The sequence below is a fragment of the Arthrobacter sp. Y3225209 genome (assembly GCF_059090685.1).
Window position 1 is genome coordinate 1 of record NZ_JBNHFW010000034.1, and the last position, 17068, is coordinate 17068.

Below are 17068 nucleotides of genomic sequence, written 5' to 3' on the forward strand. Positions count from 1 at the left end.
CAGCGCCTGAACCCGCACCGGCACCGGTGCCCGCCCCCGGGCGGCCCGGAGCTCCCGGCACAGGCCCGGGAAACGGCAAGGTCGCAGTCCCCGGCCCCCAAACCGGCCATATCCCGGGTCACAACAGGGGATCGGGCGGCGGTCTTCGGGACACCATGGGTCCGGGCGTCCCCAACACCAAAAACCGGGCAGTGGTTCCGGAGAAGGGCCGTGGGCAGTCCTCACAGGAGCACGGCCGAAACGACCAGTTCCACCCGGGCCACGGCGGGCCCGGACGGGACCGCTAGGCCGTCAGCTGGCGTTTGGACGAAATGACGCCGGTATTAAACCCGGCCAGGTTCAGTCCGCCGTGGAACCGGGCGTGTTCAATCTTCACGCAGCGGTCCATCACCACGTTCAGGCCCGCTGCTTCGGCCTCCCGCGCCACCTTCTCATGCCAGGACCCCAGCTGCAGCCATAGGGTTTTCGCACCCACCGCCACGGCTTCGGACAGCACACCGGGAAGATCCTCCGTGCGGCGGAAAACATCCACGATGTCCGGTGCCTCCGGCAGGTCCGCCAGCGAGGCATAAACCTGCCGGCCCAGGATCTGTGTCGCCGTCGGATTCACGAAGTAGACGCGGTAGCGGGAGGAAGAGAGCAGATACGTGGCCACGAAGTAGGAGGCCCGGGACGGTTTGTCCGAGGCGCCGACAATGGCGATGGACTCAGCCGAACGCAGCAGCGCCAGCCGCTCCGGCGCCGTCGGCCCCGTCCAGGTGCCCGTGCGGGCAGAAGTTTCAGCGGACATGGGTGCTCTCCTCGAGAATCGGTGCTGCGGACGGGAGGTCCGGTTCTGCGGCGGCGGACAGGGCCTGGTCCAAATCCCAGAGGATGTCCGCCAGATCCTCCAGCCCCACGGAAATCCGGATCAGGTCCTCCGGAACGCCCGCTCCGGCAAGCTGCTCGGCGGAGAGCTGCTGATGCGTGGTGGACCCCGGGTGGATCACCAGGGTGCGGGAATCTCCCACATTGGCCAGGTGCGATGCCAGCTGCAGGGACTCAATGAACTTTTGTCCTGCCGCCCGGCCGCCGGCCACACCGAAGCTGAACACGGATCCGGGGCCCTTGGGCAGGTATTTGCGGGCCCTCTCATAGTGCGGATGCGAGGGCAGGCCCGCGTAGCTGACCCAGGACACCCTCGGATCCGCCTCAAGCCACTGCGCCACTGCCCGGGCATTGGCCAGGTGCTCGTCCATCCGCGGTGCCAGGGTTTCCACACCCTGCAGGAGGGCAAACGCCGACGTCGCGCTGAGGCTGGGACCGATGTCCCGCAGCTGCTCCGAGCGCAGTTTGGTCAGGAACCCGTATTCACCGAAGTTCCCCCACCAGGAGATGTTGCCGTAGCTGGGCACCGGTTCGGTCATGGCCGGGAACTTCCCGTTGCCCCAGTTGAATTTCCCGCTTTCGACGACGACGCCGCCCAGGGTGGTGCCGTGCCCGCCCAGGAATTTGGTGGCGGAGTGGATGACAATGTCCGCACCGTGCGCGAAGGGCTGCACCAGGTAGGGCGTGCTCAGTGTCGCGTCCAGGATCAGCGGCACACCGGCGTCGTGCGCCACCTTCGCCAGCCCTTCAATGTCGGTCACCTCACCGCTGGGGTTGGCCACCACCTCGGCGTAGACGGCCTTGGTGTTTTCCTGCACGGCGGCGGCATAGTCCGCCGGATCCGTGCCGGGGACAAAGGTGGTGTCGATGCCGAACCGGCGCAGTGTGACATCCAGCTGGGTGACGGTGCCGCCGTAGAGCTGTGCGGAGGCCACAATGTGGTCTCCGGCGGAACAGAGCGCCGCGAAGGTGACAAACTCCGCGGACATGCCCGACGCCGTCGCCACCGCCCCGATCCCGCCCTCCAGGGAGGCGATGCGTTCCTCGAACGCAGCCACCGTGGGGTTGCCGATCCGGGAGTAGATGTTGCCGTACTTCTGCAGCGAGAACAGGTTCGCGGCGTCGGCCGTGTCCTTGAAGACAAAGGAGGTGGATTGGTAGATGGGCACGGCGCGGGCGCCGTGCAGCGCATCGGGGGTACCGCCCGCGTGCAGGGCGCGGGTACGGAAACCGAACTGGTGGTCACTCATTGGCTGAGTGCTCCTTCCTGGGGTGGGGCCGGGGGAATCAGGCCTTGCGGCGTTGCGGTTTGGCCCCGGTATGGGTTTAGGTGGCGGTAGGCGGAGTGAGGTCAGAGACAGGACACGGACTGACGGCGTTCAGGGAGGCCGGCGTGGACGAGTACGTGATTGTGGTGGAGACGGGCTACAAGGAAGCTTCGGCAGCGCACCGGGTGTCCTTCACGGAGCCCATGCCGCGGCGGGAGGCCGAGACGATGTTCCTGGAGATCATGGACGGCCGGCATGAGGAGCTGCTGCCGTTCCGGACCAACCGGTTCATCCTGGAGGTTTCGCACACCGAATTTGTCCAGGTGCAGCAGAACATGGGCGGGTCCGTGGTGCTGGACCGGGTGACCCTTACGCGCAAGCATTAGCCTCCCTGTCTGCCCGCCGGGCGGCGCAGACCGCGGCAATCCGGGGGATGCAGGGTTCATTCTGCAGGCTGCTCGTATCCCCGAGCGGACGTCCCTCGAACAGCTGGGTGAGCAGCCGGCGCAGGATCTTTCCGGACCGGGTTTTGGGAACGTCCGGAACCACGACGACGGCGGATGGCCGGGCGATCGGGCCGATCTCCCGGGTGACGTGTGCCCGCAGTTCCTCGCGGACGCGGTCCGGGTCCGCCGCAGCGGTGAGCACCACGAACGCGGCGACGGCGTGCCCGGTCCGGGCATCGGCCACCGGGCAGACGCCGGCCTCCACCACCCAGGGGTGGGAGACCAGGGCTGATTCAATTTCGATGGTGGAGAGCCGGTGTCCGGAGACGTTCAGCACGTCATCCACCCGGCCCAGGATCCAGGTGTCGCCGTCGTCGTCATACCGCGCGCCGTCGCCGGCCAGGAACCATCCCTGCCGTGCATACTGCCGCCAGTAGGACTCCAGGTAGCGCTGCGGGTTGTCCCAGACGGTGCGGGCCATGCCCGGCCCGGACCGGTCCACCACAATGAAGCCCTGGGTGTCTGCCGGCACCGGATTCCCGGCGTCGTCCACAATCCGGGTGGAGACCCCGGGCAGTGCCCTGGTGGCGCAGCCGGGCTTGAAGGTGGTGTCTGTGGGGCGCGGGGAGAGGATGGTGGCGCCGGTCTCGGACTGCCACCAGGTATCCAGGACCGGCACTTCGCCGCGGCCGAACTGGTCGCGCAGCCAGCGCCACGCCTCGGGGTTCACTGCCTCGCCCACGGTGCCCAGCAGCCGGATCGAGGAGAGGTCATAGTCCTGCGGCACGCCGTCAGGGAACCAGCCCATCAGCGCCCGGACCAGGGTGGGGGCGGTGTAGTAGCTGGTGACCCGGTAGCGTTCGATGATTTCCAGGTGCCGGCCCGGGTGCGGGGTGTCCGGTGTGCCCTCGAAAATCACCTGCGTGGCACCGTTGGCCAGCGGCCCGTACATCTCATAAGTGTGTGCGGTGACCCAGGCCAGGTCCGCGGTGCACCAGTGCACGTCCGCAGCCCGCTGCCGGGGATCCGGGTTGGCAAAAAGGTATTCGTAACTCCAGGCCGCCTGCGTCAGGTAGCCGCCGGTGGTGTGGACCAGTCCCTTGGGCCGGCCGGTGGTTCCGGAGGTGTACATGATGAACAGCGGCGTTTCGGCGTCGAAGGACTGTGCCTGATGGGTCTCCGACGCCGTCTCCACGCTCTCGTGCCACCACACGTCACGCCCGGGCACCCAGCTGATCTCCGATCCGGTACGCCGGATGACCAGCACGTGCTCAATGTTGTTGGTCCCGGCCACGGCGGCGTCGGCATTGTCCTTCACCGGTACGGCCGCGCCGCGGCGGAACTGCCCGTCCGTGGTGACCAGCAGCTTGGCGCCGGTGTCCTCCACCCGGAATTTCAGCGCTTCAGCGGAGAAACCGCCGAATACCAGGGAATGCACGGCGCCGATCCGGGCGCAGGCCAGGGTGATGACGATGGTCTCCACCAGCACCGGCAGGTAGATCACCACCCGGTCCCCGGCCTCAATGCCGAGGGACTGCAGGGCATTGGCCGCGCGGCAGACCTCCCGCTGCAGCTGCGCGTAGGTCACGGTGCGGCGGTCTCCGGGTTCGCCCTCGAAATGCAGGGCCACAGTGTCACCGCGCCCGGCGGCCACATGGCGGTCCACGCAGTTCACCGCAGCGTTCAACCGGCCGCCGGCAAACCATTCGATGGACGGGACGGTGTACTCGGCGTCCTCCTCGGGAACCTCCGGCCCGCTGATGCGTTCAGGTTTCCGGAACGTATGTGCGCGCTGCCACGGCTGCTCCCACTGAAGCGTGCGGGCAGCCGCTTCCCAGAAGGCGATGCGTTCGGCTTCCGTGGCCGGCTCCGCAATGTCCTCCGTCACGCGCCGGTGTCCGGCTTCCAGGTCCGTGATTACGCCCATTTCTTCACCGCCTGCTTTTCGGCGATACCCAGGATGGCGTCGGTGGTCTTGCCGATGACGGCCAGCAGGATGATGGCCAGAAACATGCGGTCCGTCCGGCCGTTGTTCTGGGAATCCGTCAGCAGGAACCCCAGCCCCATGGAGGAAGCAATCAGTTCCGCCGCCACCAGGAACAGCCAGGCCTGCGCCAGGGCGAGCCGCAGACCGGAGAACACGGCCGGAACCACGGCGGGCAGCTGAACGGTGGTCAGCAGCTTCACCCCGCGCAGGCCGAAGGCCCGGGCGGCCTCCACCAGGTTCCGGTCCACGTGCCGCAGCGCCAGGGCCACGGTGGTGAAGACGGGGAAGAAGGCACCGATGGTGATCAGTGTGACCTTCGAATCCTCACCGATCTTCATCCACAGGATCAGCAGCGGCACCCAGGCCAGTGAGGGCACCGCGCGCAGCGCACCGACGGCCGGCCCGAGCAGGGCATCGGCCAGCCGGGACAGCCCCAACAGTGCGCCGAGGAGCAGTCCGAGCGCTGCCCCGAGCGCAAACCCGGTCAGTACCCGCTGAGTGGAAATGGCAATGTGGGTGCCCAGCTGACCGCGCTCCACCAGATCCGCCGCGGCGCTGTAGACCGCTGCCGGTGAGGGCAGCTGGACGGGGCTGAACACCCCGGCGGCGGTAGTGAGCTGCCAGGCGGCCAGGATCAGGGCAGGGACCACCAGGCCCAGACCCAGCCGGGTGAACCGGTTCTCCAGCAGGGATCCCCGGGCCCTGGCCACAGGGGTGGTTTCGTTGGTCCGTGTTGCACGGGGAAGGACGCTGCTCATGACGAGGCTCCCAGCGAGTCCGGATCAGCCTTGAGGACGTAGCTGTCCTCCAGCAGGGAGTCCAGGGCCGCATCGATCTGATCCTGGCCGGCCACGTCTCCGGTTTCCACCAGGGTGGGTCCGATCTTCTCCAGGACCTTGCGCTGGGCTTCGCCCGGGGCGGGATCCGTATCCAGGTTGCTTCGCTCCAGGATGACCGTGCTGGCGACGGCGGGATCAAGTCCGGCGACGTCGGCCAGGATCTGCGCGGTCTCCTCCTGGTTATCGGCTGCCCAGGCCCGGGCCTTGGCATAGGCGTTGACCACGGCCTGGGCCTGTTCCGGTTCCTCGGCGAGGAAGGATTCATTGGCGGCAAGGAGTCCGTAGGTGTTGAAGTCCAGGTTGCGGTAGGCGAGTTTGGCGCCGTTCTGCTCGGCGCCGGCCATGATCGGATCCAGCCCGATCCAGGCGTCCACGGAACCGTTTTCCAGGGCGGTGCGGCCATCGGCGTGCTGCAGCTGTTCCACCGTCACGTCGGAGAGGCTGAGTCCGGCTTCCTCGAGGGCCTGGACCAGGAAGAAGTACGGGTCGGTGCCCTTGGTCGCAGCCACTGATTTTCCGGCCAGGTCTGCCACGGAGGTGATGTCCGAGTCCGGGCCCACTACCAGGGCTGCCCATTCCGGCTGGGAGAACACGTCAATGACTTTGATCGGGGAGCCGTTGGCGCGGTTGAGCAGGGCAGCGGACCCTGCGGTGGATCCGATGTCGATGGCACCGGAGCGCAGGTTTTCGTTGGCCTTGTTGGAGCCGGCGGACTGGACCCATTCCACGGTGACACCGTCCTCCGCCAGTGCCTCCTCCAGCCAGCCCTGGTCCTTGATGATCAGGCTGAGCGGGTTGTAGGTGGCGAAATCCAGGGTGAGGGTGCCGCCGTCGGCGTCCTTGACGGCGGCAGCGCCGGCAGTGTCCTCGCCGGCGACGCAGCCGGTGAGGGCCAAACCGGCCACCGCGGCCAGACCGGCGAACGTACGTGCTGTGCGTCCGCGGACGGAGCGGGGGAAGGGCAGGAAGGCCGGTCGGGTACGGGGTGCAGGGGCAGTCATGATGGTTCCTTTGAAAGGGTCAGGCTGGAAAAGGGGAAGCCGGGGCCAGGCGCAGGCGCCAGGGGCGCGGCCGGATCAGGGCAAAACAGGGGAAGCTCTCCCCGGAGCGGGAAGGGCTGGGTCAGGCAGTGCCCGGAAAGGGGTGCCTGCGGAGTGAAAGGAAGGCCTAGTGGCGGTCGACGCCGAGCAGGGCCAATAACTCGCCGCGCATTCGGGCCAGCTCCGCCGAGGCACGGTCACGCGGTCGGGAACCGGGGACGGTGACCACGTTGGTGATGGTGGCACCCGGTTGTCCGGGTTCCCTGCCCAGGACGATGATCCGGTCCGCGAGCTGCAGGGCCTCATCAACGTCGTGGGTCACCAGCAGCACCGTGGCCGGGGCTGCCTCGTGCACGGCGAGGAGCAGATCCTGCATCTTCAGCCGGGTCAGTGCATCGAGGGCGCCGAAAGGCTCGTCCAGGAGCAGCACACCCGGTTCGCGGGCCAGGGCGCGGGCCAGCGACGCGCGCTGGGCCATGCCGCCGGACACTGCCCGGGGCTGGTGCTTGGCAAACGCAGCCAGACCCACCAGGTCCAGCAGCTCGGCTACCTTGGCCTTTCCCCGGCTGGCGCTCGCGGACTTGGGCAGCCCGATGGCGATGTTCGCCTGCAGGGTCTGCCAGGGCAGCAGCCGCGGCTCCTGAAAGGCGAAGGCACACCGCTCATCGATGCCGCGGACCGGCCGGCCGTCAATCAGGACGTCACCTGCGGTGGGGCGGTCCAGGCCGGCGGCGGCACGCAGCAGCGTGGATTTTCCGCAGCCGCTGGAGCCCAGAATGGCCAGGACCTCTCCGGGTTTGACCTCAAAGGTGACGTCGCGGAGCACTACGTGTTCATTTGCTCCGGTGCCGAAACTGCGGCCCAGGGCGTCGAAGGTGACCGGCAGGGCGGGATCGGCCGGCGCTGCCGTACCGGTGCCGGACGCGGTCGTGGAAGGAGACAACACTGCTGTCATAGAAAACACTCCATCGGTCCTGGCAGTAGCACCCTACGGAAGGTGTCCTGAGCCGGGGTAACGGCTTCCTGCGACACCAGCCTCGTTATTGCCGTACTTCAAGGAGGAAATACGGCAACCAGGGTTGCTGCGGCTTCATCGATCCAGGTCTCTCAGCCGCTCGGGATGGTCAAGGACTACTAAACGCCGGATTTACGGATCGGACAAGTCCCGGCCCTGCAGCCGATTCACAGAAGGAAATGTTCACGCGGACGCTCTTGGTGCCCGCCCCCGCCATGAACACCCCGGAGCATTGACCTGACGCGCCACCGGCTCCAAGGTTGGAAGAGGCCAGCCGGAGCCCATTCCCGTTCTTCGCGGCCGGTCTCTTTGAGGAAATCAACGAGCCTTCGGTTAAACGAGCCTGGATCAACGAGCAGGAGCAGCCATGGAACAAGCAGCGAACGCATCGGGAACGGTTCTATCCGCTGACGGCACAACCATTGCGTGGTCGCGGCAGGGCAGCGGACCGCCGCTGGCCATCGTGGGACCGCTGCTGGCACACCGGAGCAGCCGGGCCACGGCGGCTTTGGCGGACGCTCTTTCAAAAACCCACACCGTGTATACCTATGACCGCAGGGGGATCGGGGAAAGCGGGATTGGCGAGGAATACACTGCGGAGTCCGACGTCGATGACCTGCTGGCCGTATTGCAGGTGGCAGGCGGGGCCACGGACCTCTACGGGTTTTACGACGGCGCCTTCCTGGCCTTGCGGGCGGCGGAGGAATCCACGGTGGTGAGCCGTGTAGTGGCGCTCGAGCCCACCCTCTCCCCGGGCGACGGGGAGGATGAGCTGCTGGTGCTGCAGAGCGAGATTGAGGGACTGGGCGGGGTGAACGTTCCGGTGCTGATCCTGGCCGGCAGTGCCAGCGGCGGGGAAACGCAGGACCTTGCCCGGCGGGCCGCCGATGCGCTGGACGAAGGTGAATTCCGGCTGCTGGAGACGGACACGAGCGCCTTACCCGATTCGGCGCTGACCGAGGCCATTGAGTCTTTCCTTCAGTGACGCACGCCCGGGTAAGCTGGAGCCCCCATCCCGGCTTCCCATAAGGACGGCAGATGTCAGACTCCAACGGCACCGCTACCGCGCACGCCAATGATCCCGAGGTCATCCGCAGGCTGATGGCCACCCCCGGCCGCTGGGCCGTGGTGGGCCTGTCCAACAACCCGATGCGCACCGCCGTCGGCGTTTCCCGCTACATCCAGGACCATCTGGGGATGGAAATCATTCCCGTAAGCCTGAAGGGAGACGACGTGCACGGCAACAAGGGCTACAAAAAGCTCAGCGAGATCCCGGGCAGCATTGACGTTGTGGACTGCTTCGTGAATTCGGAGCGTGTAGGCGACATTGTGGACCAGGCCATCGAGGTGGGCGCGAAGGCGGTGTGGCTGCAGCTCGGCGTGGTGGATGAAGCGGCAGCGGCCCGGGCCAGGGCCGCGGGACTCGACGTCGTGATGGACACCTGCCCGGTGATCGAGGCCCCGCGGTTCGGACTCTGAGCCATCCTGCCGGCAGGCCTACAGCTTGGCGAACCGGGCCCGGATAATGCCGATGTACAGGCCGTAGAGCATCAATCCGATGCCTACCGCGGCCAGGGCCACCACCCCGAAGGGCTGGTCCCGCAGGGTATGCAGCGCGCCGTCGAGTCCGGTGGACTGTTCGGGATCCGCGTTGACCGCCGCCAGGGTCAGCAGCACACCCAGCACGGCGAGGGATATTCCCTTGGCGGTAAAACCGGCTACGCCGGTGACGTCCACTGCCCGGCGCCACGCCGAACCGGGGATGCCCGTCAGTTCCCGGCGGAACCGGCGTGTCACACCCTTGAAGATGAAATAGCCGCCCACACCCACCAGCACGAGGCCCGCGATCGCGAGGATCCACTGGCCGGCAGGGACGGCGAGGAGGCGGGCCGTCCAACTGACCGAGGATGAGCTGCCGTTATCGCTGCCGCGTCCCAGGGCGAAGCTGGCAAAGATGGTGCCGATGGCTCCATAGACAATGGCCTGGCCGGCATTGCTGGCCCGGTCCTTCCACAGCTCCTTGTCCTTGAGCCGCCGTCCGGCCAGGAAGATGCGGGAGAGCTGGAACAGGGCCAGGGCGTAGCAGCCGATGAAGCAGAACCAGAGCAGCAGCGCCCCGCCGGGCTGCTCGGCCAAGGCTGCCACGGCGCCGTTGGTGTCGGCATTGCCGGATCCGCCGGAATCGATCTGCAGGGCAATGACGCCGATGACCACGTGGACAATACCGCTGGCTACATACCCCAGGCGGGCAACCCGTTCGAAGGTCCTGGAGTCCGCTGCGCGCCCGGCTGTCTCCGCCACGGAATTATCACTGCGGTTCCTGTGCTCCAAACCGTCCATCCTCTGCTTAGTCTCCGGCACGCCGGCTGGCATACCTCTTACTCCATCCTGCCATCCATATCAGCAGGCAGTGCCGAAGCACCGAAAGCGGGGATAGGCTTCAGGCATGGATGCAGAGGCCCTGCGCCGGCTGTGCCTGGCGCTGCCGGGGACGTATGAGGACTTTCCCTTCGGACCGGAATCGTCCGTGTTCAAGGTGCGGGCTGCGGGAGGCCGGGCCAAGATGTTCGCGCTGGCAGCGCTGGCAGCCGAGCCCCTGATGATCAGTTTGAAATGTGAACCGGAGCTGGCGGTCCAACTGCGTGCCGCGCATCCGGAAATCAGCGGGGCCTGGCATATGAATAAAACGCACTGGAACCAAGTGGAGGTTGCCGCCGGGCTCCCTGAGGGAATGGTGGCGGACATGGTGGAGGATTCCTATGACCTGGTGGTGGCATCGCTGCCGCGAAAGGACCGGGAATCACTGCGCTGGAAGGGGCTGGCGGACGGATGAGCGGGGCCCGGCGTGCATTGACCTACCCGGACACGGGAAGTACCGAGCGGCCATACCCGGTGCCGATGACTGACCGGTGGCCCGCCGGGTACCGGCTGGTGCTGCGCAAGGAGGAGCTCGAGGTGCCGGACCCGCGCGCCGGGTTCCTTCGCCTGACGGAGGGCCTGCTGGACTGGGATCTGCACCGCGGAGCGGGACTGTTCGTCCGTCCCGGTACGCCCCGGGCCGCCCCCGGGGTGGAGATGGCCTCCGGTGTCGGAGTCTGGCGGGTGCGTTATTACGCGCCGTGCCGGGTGCTGTGGGCTACGGAAGCGCTGCTCGACGACGGCGGGGAGCCGGTCTCCGGCCAGCGCGCGGGGTTTGGGTACGGCACCTTGCCCGGGCATCCGGAACGTGGCGAGGAAGGGTTTTACGCCGAGCTGGATGAGGACGGCAGGCTTTATTTCCGCGTGGCTGCCTACAGCACGCCCGCCAACCGCATCATTGCCGCCGCGGACCGGGTCAATGTGCGCGTGCAGGCGTTCTACACCAACCGGTATTTCGCCTCGGCCTACCGGCTCGCTTCCGGCAGCTGATCACGCCGGAGCGTGAACTTCAGGGCAATGTCGCCTTCTTCTTCCGGCAGGAACCCGGCGGTCAGCAGCACCGAGTTGGAGGCGGTGTTGCCCGGATCGGTGTACGCAATGGCTTCCTCGACCCCCGGCTGCGCCAAGGCAAACCGGGACAGGGCAATCAACGCCTCCGAGGCATAGCCCTGCCGCCGGCTGGAGGGCGCCACGCTGTAACTGATTTCCACCGCGTGTTCAACGGGAATGCCTTCGAAACCGATGGTGCCCACCACCAGGGAGGTGGCACGTTCGCGGATCATCCGTGTGCCGAAGGCGGCAGCTGCGGGGGAAAGCAGCCCCGCCTCGAAAAACCGGCGCGCGGCGTCGTAATCAGCGGGCTGGGGGAAGTCCTCGGCCCAGTCCGGCAGCCGTTTCTGAATGATGAGGGCATCCACCTCGGCCACGGACATGAGGTCCAGCAGCAGCCGCTGAGTGGGAATGCCTGCATTGGCTGCAAGGTTCTCGGGGATTGTGCTCACGAGCTAATATTGCCTCTTCTTCCCCGATTTGCCGTATTTAGTGACCGGAGACGCCCCTCCGGCGCGCCGCTCCGGGGGTTGTTTCCGCAGCCCGGGGTTTTTTCTTAGCTGTCACCATGACTCGTGACCCTACACGGCCGCTGGACCGGCACAGGCCCGGCGGAAGAATCCCGCCGGGCCTGTGCCGCTCTGCCGTTCTGCTTAGCCGAAGTGCCGCGGCAGGGTGCCTTCGTGGGCCGCCTTCAGCTCGTTCAGCGGCACGGAGAACCGGCTCTGGAAGTCCAGTGCGCCAATCTCGGTATCCACCACGCCAATCCGGCTGTGGGCGAAGCCGCGGGCGGAACACATGTCCTTGAACCGGACTTCTTCGCTGCGGGCCACGGAAACGACGGCGCGGGCCTGGGATTCGGAGAACAGCAGGGTGAACAGGTCCACGCCGTCCCGCTCGCAGACCTCATCCAGGCCTATCCGTGCGCCGACGCCGAAGCGCAGTGCCATCTCGGACAGCGCCGCCGCCAGGCCGCCTTCGGAAAGGTCGTGCGCGGCGTCGATCATGCCGTCGCGGGAGGCGTTGACCAGCAGTTCGCCGAGCAGCTTCTCCGCCTGCAGGTCCACCTTCGGCGGCTGGCCGCCCAGGTGTCCGCGCAGGTTCGCGTATTCGGAACCGTCCAGCTCGTCACGGGTCACACCCATCAGGTAGATGGCCTGGCCGTCCTCACGCCAGCCCGACGGCGTGCGCCGGGCAACGTCGTCGAACACGCCCAGCACACCCACCACGGGGGTGGGATGGATGGCGACGCCGCCGGTCTGGTTGTAGAGCGAAACGTTGCCGCCGGTGACCGGGACGCCGAGTTCGCGGCAACCGTCGGCCAGTCCGCGGACGGACTCGGCGAACTGCCACATCACTTCGGGATCCTCGGGGGAGCCGAAGTTCAGGCAGTCGGTGACGGCCAGCGGGGTGGCACCGGAGGTGGCTACGTTGCGGTAGGACTCCGCCAGGGCCAGCTTGGCGCCCTCGTAGGGGTTCAGGTAGGAGTAGCGGCCGTTGGCATCGGTGGAAATGGCCACGCCCAGACCGGTGGTTTCATCCACGCGGATCACGCCGGCGTCATCCGGCATGGCCAGGGCGGTGTTGCCCTGGACATAGCGGTCGTACTGGTTGGTCACCCAGGACTTGTCGCACATGTTGGGGGAGGCCATCAGTTCCAGGATGGCGTCCCTGATGGCGGCGCTGCCGATGGGCCGCTCCCCGTCGAACGAGGACCCCTGGATGCTGTCCTGTACGGCCGGGCGGGACATTGGCCGCTCATAGACGGGACCCTCGTGGGCCACGGTGCGCGGATCGACGTCGACAATGGTCTCGCCGTCCCAGTCAATGATCAGGCGGCCGGTGCCGGTGACCTCACCCAGCCAGGAGTACTCGACGTTCCACTTGTCCATGATTGCCTCGAACGCCTCAACGTTCTCCGGTGTGACCACGGCCATCATGCGTTCCTGGGACTCGGACATCAGGATTTCCCCGGGGGTCAGGGACGGGTCACGCAGCAGCACATTGGTCAGTTCCACGTGCATGCCGCCGTCGCCGTTGGAGGCCAGCTCCGACGTCGCGCAGGAAATGCCGGCCGCGCCCAGGTCCTGGATGCCCTCCACCACGGAGGCCTTGAACAGTTCCAGGCAGCACTCAATGAGTACTTTTTCTGCAAACGGATCGCCCACCTGGACGGCGGGACGCTTGGAGGGCTTGTCCGCGTCGAAGGATTCCGAAGCCAGCACCGAGGCGCCGCCAATGCCGTCGCCACCGGTGCGCGCACCGAAGAGCACCACCTTGTTGCCGGCGCCGGAGGCGTTGGCCAGCCGGATGTCCTCGTGCCGCAGCACGCCCACGGCCAGCGCGTTGACCAGCGGGTTGCCCTGGTACACGGAGTCGAAGACCAGTTCACCGCCGATGTTCGGCAGACCCAGGGAGTTGCCGTAGCCGCCGATGCCGGAGACGATGCCGTGCACCAGGCGGGCGGTGTCGGGGTGGTCGATGGCACCGAAGCGCAGCGGATCCATCACGGCCACCGGACGGGCGCCCATGGAGATAATGTCGCGGACAATGCCGCCGACGCCGGTGGCGGCGCCCTGGTAGGGCTCCACGAAGGACGGGTGGTTGTGGGACTCGACCTTAAAGGTCACGGCCCAGCCCTCGCCGATGTCCACCACGCCGGCGTTCTCGCCGATGCCCACCAGGAGGTGTTCCTTCATCTTCTCGGTGACCTTGTCCCCGAACTGCTTCAGGTGCACCTTGGAGGACTTGTAGGAGCAGTGCTCGGACCACATGACCGAGTACATGGCCAGTTCCGCGGCGGTGGGGCGGCGGCCCAGGATCTCCACGACCCTGCGGAATTCGTCTTCCTTCAGCCCGAGTTCGGCCCAGGGCAGCTCGGTATCCGGGGTGGCGGCGGCGTGCTCGACGGTGTCGATGTTGAACTTCTGCGCGGCAGGGGAAACGGTCATGACTTGCCTCCGGCAACGAGCGTGTTGAGAACTGAGCTGAAGATGCGGAGCCCGTCGGTGCCGTAGCCCAGCCCGACCTGACCGTAGGCGGAGGAATCCGGACCGAAGCCCGGTTCCACGGCGTGCTCGGGGTGGGGCATCAGGCCCACCACGTTGCCTGCCGCGTTGGTGATGCCGGCAATGCCGCGGCGGGAGCCGTTGGGGTTTTCCCCGTCATAGCGGAAGACCACACGGCCTTCACCTTCGAGCTCGTCCAGCGTTTTTTCATCCGCGACGTACTGGCCGTCCTGGTTCTTCAGCGGGATGACCATGCCTGCACCCTGCTCGTACCCGGACGTCCAGGCGGTGTTGTTGTTCTCCACCCGCAGGAGCTGGTCCGCGCAGGAGAACTTCAAATGGTTGTTCTTGATCATGGAGCCGGGCAGCAGGTGTGCCTCGGTGAGGATCTGGAAACCGTTGCAGATGCCCAGCACGGGCATCCCGCCGGCCGCGGCATCCACTACTTTTTCCATGACTGGAGCAAAGCGTGAGATGGCTCCGGCGCGCAGGTAATCTCCGTAGGAGAACCCGCCGGGAACAATCACGGCATCCACGTCATGCAGGTTTGCCTCGGCATGCCAGAGGCCGACGGCGGTGCCTCCGGCGATGGTCACGGCGCGGGCGGCGTCGCGGTCATCCAGGGTGCCGGGGAAGGTGATGACACCAATCCGGACCGCCCGCAGGGCGGCGTCTTCGGGAGCGGCGGAAAAGTCGCCGATCAGGGGAGTGCTCAAGATCAGGCCTCCGGGATAACTTCGACGCGGGTGACGTCCTCAATCACCGGGTTGGACAGCAGGGTGGCCGCGGCCGTGCGGGCCTGTTCCAGGACTTCCTCAGTGACGTCACCGTCCACGGTCAGCTCAAAGCGCTTGCCCTGGCGGACGCCGGTAAATCCGCTCAGCCCCAGCCGGGGGAGAGCCCCGGCAATGGCTTTGCCCTGCGGATCCAGGATTTCAGGTTTGGGCATGACATCAACAACGATCCGGGGCATCCGGCAACTCCTGTGAGTGAAATGGGTGGCCGCGGACCCTGCCGTCTCACGCTGATTCAGCGCTCCGCGAGCTTGCACTGCCCATTCTAACGGCGTTGCGTATGTTACGCGGACGCCGTTCGCCTCAGGCTGGAATCTCCAGTTGGAAGCCGCAATGGCAGCGCAGCACAGTGGTGTCCAGTTGAACGTCCGCCGGCGCCTGGGCCTGCATGGAAGAGGTGGTGAGCGGCTCGAAGATGGACTGCTGGCGGTGGTCCCGCGGCTGCATGGGTTCACCGCAATGCATGTAGTCCGCGGCATCGTCTTCGGAGCGGACCGTGCAGCGCGCCCAGACGGAGGAATGGCGGATGGGGTGGCCGTAGAACCGGTCACACTCCGCGCACGTGTAGTTGATTTCGAGGAATTCTCCGCTGCCCGGCTTCGCTGCCGGTTCCACGGATTCGATGATCAGGAACTCATCGGTGCCGCAGTAGCTGCACCAGGGGACGAACTCACCCGGACCGGCAGAGTCTGCCCCTGACAGGTCCTCGGGTCTTGCTTCGATTGACATAGTGCGCCTCCAGTTCACGGGTCTCCGGACGGAGAATGCCTTCGTCCGGAGGGGATACTAAGCATGCTTATTCATAATACGGCATATTCGCTCCGGTGGCCGGCCGGGCCAGCAAGGCAAATGATGCAGATCACATCTGGCTACAGTGGTCTGGTGAGACTCCTCAAAGTACAACCGGGCACTCTCCGCCGGTTCATGAACTTCTGGCCGCCGTTTGCCTTCACCGGCATCCGGATCATCCACCTGGACCCGGAGTACTTCAACGTCACCGTGCGGCTGCGCGAGCACTGGTGGAACCGCAATGTGGCGGGCGTGCATTTCGGCGGGTCCCTGTTCGCGATGACGGACCCGTTCTGGATGATGATGCTGCTGCACCATCTGGGCCGTGACCATGTGGTCTGGGACAAGGCGGCGGAGATTGACTTCGTGAAACCGGGCCGCGGGGAGCTCACCGCCCGCTTCACCCTGGACCCGGCCGACGTCGGACGCCTGCGCAAGCTCGCGGCCGGCGGGGACAAAGTGCTCGAGTGGTTCTCGGTGGAGGTGCGGGACGGTTCCGGCGAGGTGGTGGCGCGGGTCCGCAAACAGGTCTACGTGCGGTTGAAGCGCGACCGGGCGGTAGCTACGGAAGGAAACGGCAATGAATAACGCAGAGAACCCACTGATCCCCACGGGCTGGGAGTTCCTGGTCACCGGGATTTCCGCGGCCCTGATCATCCTGCTGGTGGTCGCCGTCGTCCGGCTGGCGCGGTCGCAGGCCGTAACGGCCGCTGAACGGCTGGGCCTGCTGCTGTTCTGTCTTGTGGTTCCGCTGCTGGGGCCGGTGCTGACCCTTGCCCTGTTGCGGCGACGGGACCAGCGGGTTGCGTCCTCCGCTGCCAAGTCTTCGGCTGACAGGTCTTCTGCTGCCAAGCGGGCCCGCCGCTAGAGGGTCCCCTCGGCCGGTCCCAGCAATCCGGTCAGCCGCTCCCAGCGGGAAATCTGGCAACCGTCGGTCAGGGCAAAGGATGTGTCGACAACTTCCCCGTTCACCGTGCCCGTGACATGAGCGCGCTGCATTCCCACGATGTTCTGCGTGCACATGGCATTCCGGTCCGCTTCGGCGAACAGCGCCGCGCCCTGCTCGGCAAGGGCTGCACAGGCGGTTGCAGGGTCCGGCACGTTCGAGCCGGGAAGCGGGGCGGCGCCGTCGCACTGCAGGGTCCAGGTGTCGGTGGTGTTCTGGCCATCGGCCATAAAATCCACCGTGAGCGAGGTTGCGGCCGCACTGGCCGGCGCTGGCTGGGAGGGGGACGCCGTCGGGCCCGGAGTGCCAGCCGCGGAGGGGGAGCCGGAGGCAGAAGCAGCGTCGGAGGCGGAAGCAGGGCCGGAGGCAGACGGCGACGCCGGGTCTGCTGGCTGATTGCCTGCGTTGTCGGCACCGCAGGCGGCCAGGGCCAGCACGGAACAGAGCAGGAGCAGCGGGACCGTGCTGCGGCGGGCACGGGTATGGCGGGCACGGATCACGGTGAGACCTCCATCAGTCGGTGGCACCCAGCCTAGTTCCCCCGTCAAGGGACAGTAGTGGACCCAGGACCCAGGACCCAGGACCTGTGACCCCGGACCTC

20 protein-coding genes are annotated in these 17068 nt (G+C 66.7%); 7 read left to right on the forward strand and 13 right to left on the reverse strand.

Features of this window, described 5'->3' with window-relative positions; all coding sequences use genetic code 11:
• Positions 1-283: 283 nt before the first annotated feature.
• Together AC5RVB_RS15065 and AC5RVB_RS15070 are read right to left on the reverse strand one after the other, a co-directional pair.
• The gene (locus AC5RVB_RS15065; protein WP_227929718.1) at positions 284-790 is read right to left on the reverse strand and encodes a CoA-binding protein; all 507 of its coding nucleotides are present in this window, start codon (positions 788-790) and stop codon (positions 284-286) included.
• A complete protein-coding gene (locus tag AC5RVB_RS15070) occupies positions 780-2117 on the reverse strand; it encodes an O-acetylhomoserine aminocarboxypropyltransferase/cysteine synthase family protein (RefSeq protein WP_494143055.1) in 1338 nt (445 codons plus the stop codon). The genes AC5RVB_RS15065 and AC5RVB_RS15070 overlap by 11 nt, the downstream gene beginning before the upstream one ends.
• A 95-nt stretch (positions 2118-2212) precedes the next feature.
• On the opposite strand from AC5RVB_RS15070, the gene AC5RVB_RS15075 reads away from it, so the two are divergent.
• On the forward strand, positions 2213-2521 hold the full coding sequence (locus tag AC5RVB_RS15075; RefSeq protein ID WP_227905891.1) for a hypothetical protein: 309 nt from the start codon (positions 2213-2215) through the stop codon (positions 2519-2521).
• Here the strand turns inward: AC5RVB_RS15075 and acs are convergent.
• From acs to AC5RVB_RS15095, 4 genes are all read right to left on the reverse strand, one after another.
• Positions 2505-4508 carry an acetate--CoA ligase gene (gene acs / locus AC5RVB_RS15080; protein ID WP_494143056.1) on the reverse strand — a complete coding sequence of 668 codons (2004 nt, stop codon included), beginning with the start codon at positions 4506-4508 and terminating at the stop codon, positions 2505-2507. The genes AC5RVB_RS15075 and acs overlap by 17 nt on opposite strands.
• On the reverse strand, positions 4499-5326 hold the full coding sequence (locus AC5RVB_RS15085) for an ABC transporter permease (protein WP_494143057.1): 828 nt from the start codon (positions 5324-5326) through the stop codon (positions 4499-4501). Before AC5RVB_RS15085 ends, acs begins: the two co-directional genes overlap by 10 nt.
• Positions 5323-6408, reverse strand: coding sequence for an aliphatic sulfonate ABC transporter substrate-binding protein (locus tag AC5RVB_RS15090; RefSeq protein ID WP_227905884.1), 1086 nt, complete (start codon positions 6406-6408; stop codon positions 5323-5325). Before AC5RVB_RS15090 ends, AC5RVB_RS15085 begins: the two co-directional genes overlap by 4 nt.
• A 166-nt stretch (positions 6409-6574) precedes the next feature.
• Positions 6575-7402, reverse strand: coding sequence for an ABC transporter ATP-binding protein (locus AC5RVB_RS15095; protein WP_227905882.1), 828 nt, complete (start codon positions 7400-7402; stop codon positions 6575-6577).
• A gap of 427 nt (positions 7403-7829) precedes the next feature.
• On the opposite strand from AC5RVB_RS15095, the gene AC5RVB_RS15100 reads away from it, so the two are divergent.
• Together AC5RVB_RS15100 and AC5RVB_RS15105 are read left to right on the forward strand one after the other, a co-directional pair.
• On the forward strand, positions 7830-8447 hold the full coding sequence (locus AC5RVB_RS15100) for an alpha/beta fold hydrolase (RefSeq protein WP_494143058.1): 618 nt from the start codon (positions 7830-7832) through the stop codon (positions 8445-8447).
• 53 nt (positions 8448-8500) lie between these two features.
• Complete coding sequence (locus AC5RVB_RS15105) at positions 8501-8941, forward strand: CoA-binding protein (RefSeq protein ID WP_494143059.1); 441 nt, start codon at positions 8501-8503, stop codon at positions 8939-8941.
• A gap of 18 nt (positions 8942-8959) precedes the next feature.
• On the opposite strand, the gene AC5RVB_RS15110 is transcribed toward AC5RVB_RS15105, so the two are convergent.
• Positions 8960-9793, reverse strand: coding sequence for a DUF1206 domain-containing protein (locus tag AC5RVB_RS15110; RefSeq protein WP_494143060.1), 834 nt, complete (start codon positions 9791-9793; stop codon positions 8960-8962).
• Between the two features lie 115 nt (positions 9794-9908).
• On the opposite strand from AC5RVB_RS15110, the gene AC5RVB_RS15115 reads away from it, so the two are divergent.
• The gene (locus AC5RVB_RS15115; RefSeq protein WP_227929711.1) at positions 9909-10295 is read left to right on the forward strand and encodes an MmcQ/YjbR family DNA-binding protein; all 387 of its coding nucleotides are present in this window, start codon (positions 9909-9911) and stop codon (positions 10293-10295) included.
• A complete protein-coding gene (locus AC5RVB_RS15120) occupies positions 10292-10870 on the forward strand; it encodes a DUF1990 domain-containing protein (protein ID WP_227929710.1) in 579 nt (192 codons plus the stop codon). The genes AC5RVB_RS15115 and AC5RVB_RS15120 overlap by 4 nt, the downstream gene beginning before the upstream one ends.
• Here the strand turns inward: AC5RVB_RS15120 and AC5RVB_RS15125 are convergent.
• From AC5RVB_RS15125 to AC5RVB_RS15145, 5 genes are all read right to left on the reverse strand, one after another.
• The gene (locus tag AC5RVB_RS15125) at positions 10846-11382 is read right to left on the reverse strand and encodes a GNAT family N-acetyltransferase (protein ID WP_227905874.1); all 537 of its coding nucleotides are present in this window, start codon (positions 11380-11382) and stop codon (positions 10846-10848) included. The genes AC5RVB_RS15120 and AC5RVB_RS15125 overlap by 25 nt on opposite strands.
• 201 nt (positions 11383-11583) lie before the next feature.
• The gene (gene purL, locus AC5RVB_RS15130) at positions 11584-13881 is read right to left on the reverse strand and encodes a phosphoribosylformylglycinamidine synthase subunit PurL (RefSeq protein ID WP_227929709.1); all 2298 of its coding nucleotides are present in this window, start codon (positions 13879-13881) and stop codon (positions 11584-11586) included.
• Positions 13878-14657: a phosphoribosylformylglycinamidine synthase subunit PurQ gene (purQ, locus tag AC5RVB_RS15135; RefSeq protein WP_423723792.1), complete on the reverse strand. Its 780-nt coding sequence runs from the start codon at positions 14655-14657 to the stop codon at positions 13878-13880. Before purQ ends, purL begins: the two co-directional genes overlap by 4 nt.
• A complete protein-coding gene (purS, locus tag AC5RVB_RS15140) occupies positions 14657-14911 on the reverse strand; it encodes a phosphoribosylformylglycinamidine synthase subunit PurS (protein ID WP_227905872.1) in 255 nt (84 codons plus the stop codon). The genes purQ and purS overlap by 1 nt, the downstream gene beginning before the upstream one ends.
• 124 nt (positions 14912-15035) lie before the next feature.
• The gene (locus AC5RVB_RS15145; RefSeq protein ID WP_227905871.1) at positions 15036-15461 is read right to left on the reverse strand and encodes a hypothetical protein; all 426 of its coding nucleotides are present in this window, start codon (positions 15459-15461) and stop codon (positions 15036-15038) included.
• A 153-nt stretch (positions 15462-15614) separates the two neighbouring features.
• Here AC5RVB_RS15145 and AC5RVB_RS15150 point away from each other — a divergent pair, with 153 nt between their 5' ends.
• Positions 15615-16109 carry a DUF4442 domain-containing protein gene (locus AC5RVB_RS15150; protein WP_227905867.1) on the forward strand — a complete coding sequence of 165 codons (495 nt, stop codon included), beginning with the start codon at positions 15615-15617 and terminating at the stop codon, positions 16107-16109.
• Complete coding sequence (locus AC5RVB_RS15155) at positions 16102-16389, forward strand: hypothetical protein (protein WP_227905864.1); 288 nt, start codon at positions 16102-16104, stop codon at positions 16387-16389. The genes AC5RVB_RS15150 and AC5RVB_RS15155 overlap by 8 nt, the downstream gene beginning before the upstream one ends.
• Here the strand turns inward: AC5RVB_RS15155 and AC5RVB_RS15160 are convergent.
• Positions 16386-16994 carry a hypothetical protein gene (locus tag AC5RVB_RS15160; RefSeq protein ID WP_227905863.1) on the reverse strand — a complete coding sequence of 203 codons (609 nt, stop codon included), beginning with the start codon at positions 16992-16994 and terminating at the stop codon, positions 16386-16388. The two genes, AC5RVB_RS15155 and AC5RVB_RS15160, sit on opposite strands and share 4 nt — an antisense overlap.
• Positions 16995-17068: the final 74 nt, after the last annotated feature.

Coding starts and splice junctions, on each gene's coding strand:
- AC5RVB_RS15065 (WP_227929718.1), bottom strand. CDS start 790: ATGTCCGCTGAAACTTCTGCCCGCACGGGCACCTGGACGGGGCCGACG.
- AC5RVB_RS15070 (WP_494143055.1), bottom strand. CDS start 2,117: ATGAGTGACCACCAGTTCGGTTTCCGTACCCGCGCCCTGCACGCGGGC.
- acs (WP_494143056.1), bottom strand. CDS start 4,508: ATGGGCGTAATCACGGACCTGGAAGCCGGACACCGGCGCGTGACGGAG.
- AC5RVB_RS15085 (WP_494143057.1), bottom strand. CDS start 5,326: ATGAGCAGCGTCCTTCCCCGTGCAACACGGACCAACGAAACCACCCCT.
- AC5RVB_RS15090 (WP_227905884.1), bottom strand. CDS start 6,408: ATGACTGCCCCTGCACCCCGTACCCGACCGGCCTTCCTGCCCTTCCCC.
- AC5RVB_RS15095 (WP_227905882.1), bottom strand. CDS start 7,402: ATGACAGCAGTGTTGTCTCCTTCCACGACCGCGTCCGGCACCGGTACG.
- AC5RVB_RS15100 (WP_494143058.1), top strand. CDS start 7,830: ATGGAACAAGCAGCGAACGCATCGGGAACGGTTCTATCCGCTGACGGC.
- AC5RVB_RS15105 (WP_494143059.1), top strand. CDS start 8,501: ATGTCAGACTCCAACGGCACCGCTACCGCGCACGCCAATGATCCCGAG.
- AC5RVB_RS15115 (WP_227929711.1), top strand. CDS start 9,909: ATGGATGCAGAGGCCCTGCGCCGGCTGTGCCTGGCGCTGCCGGGGACG.
- AC5RVB_RS15120 (WP_227929710.1), top strand. CDS start 10,292: ATGAGCGGGGCCCGGCGTGCATTGACCTACCCGGACACGGGAAGTACC.
- purL (WP_227929709.1), bottom strand. CDS start 13,881: ATGACCGTTTCCCCTGCCGCGCAGAAGTTCAACATCGACACCGTCGAG.
- purS (WP_227905872.1), bottom strand. CDS start 14,911: ATGCCCCGGATCGTTGTTGATGTCATGCCCAAACCTGAAATCCTGGAT.
- AC5RVB_RS15145 (WP_227905871.1), bottom strand. CDS start 15,461: ATGTCAATCGAAGCAAGACCCGAGGACCTGTCAGGGGCAGACTCTGCC.
- AC5RVB_RS15155 (WP_227905864.1), top strand. CDS start 16,102: ATGAATAACGCAGAGAACCCACTGATCCCCACGGGCTGGGAGTTCCTG.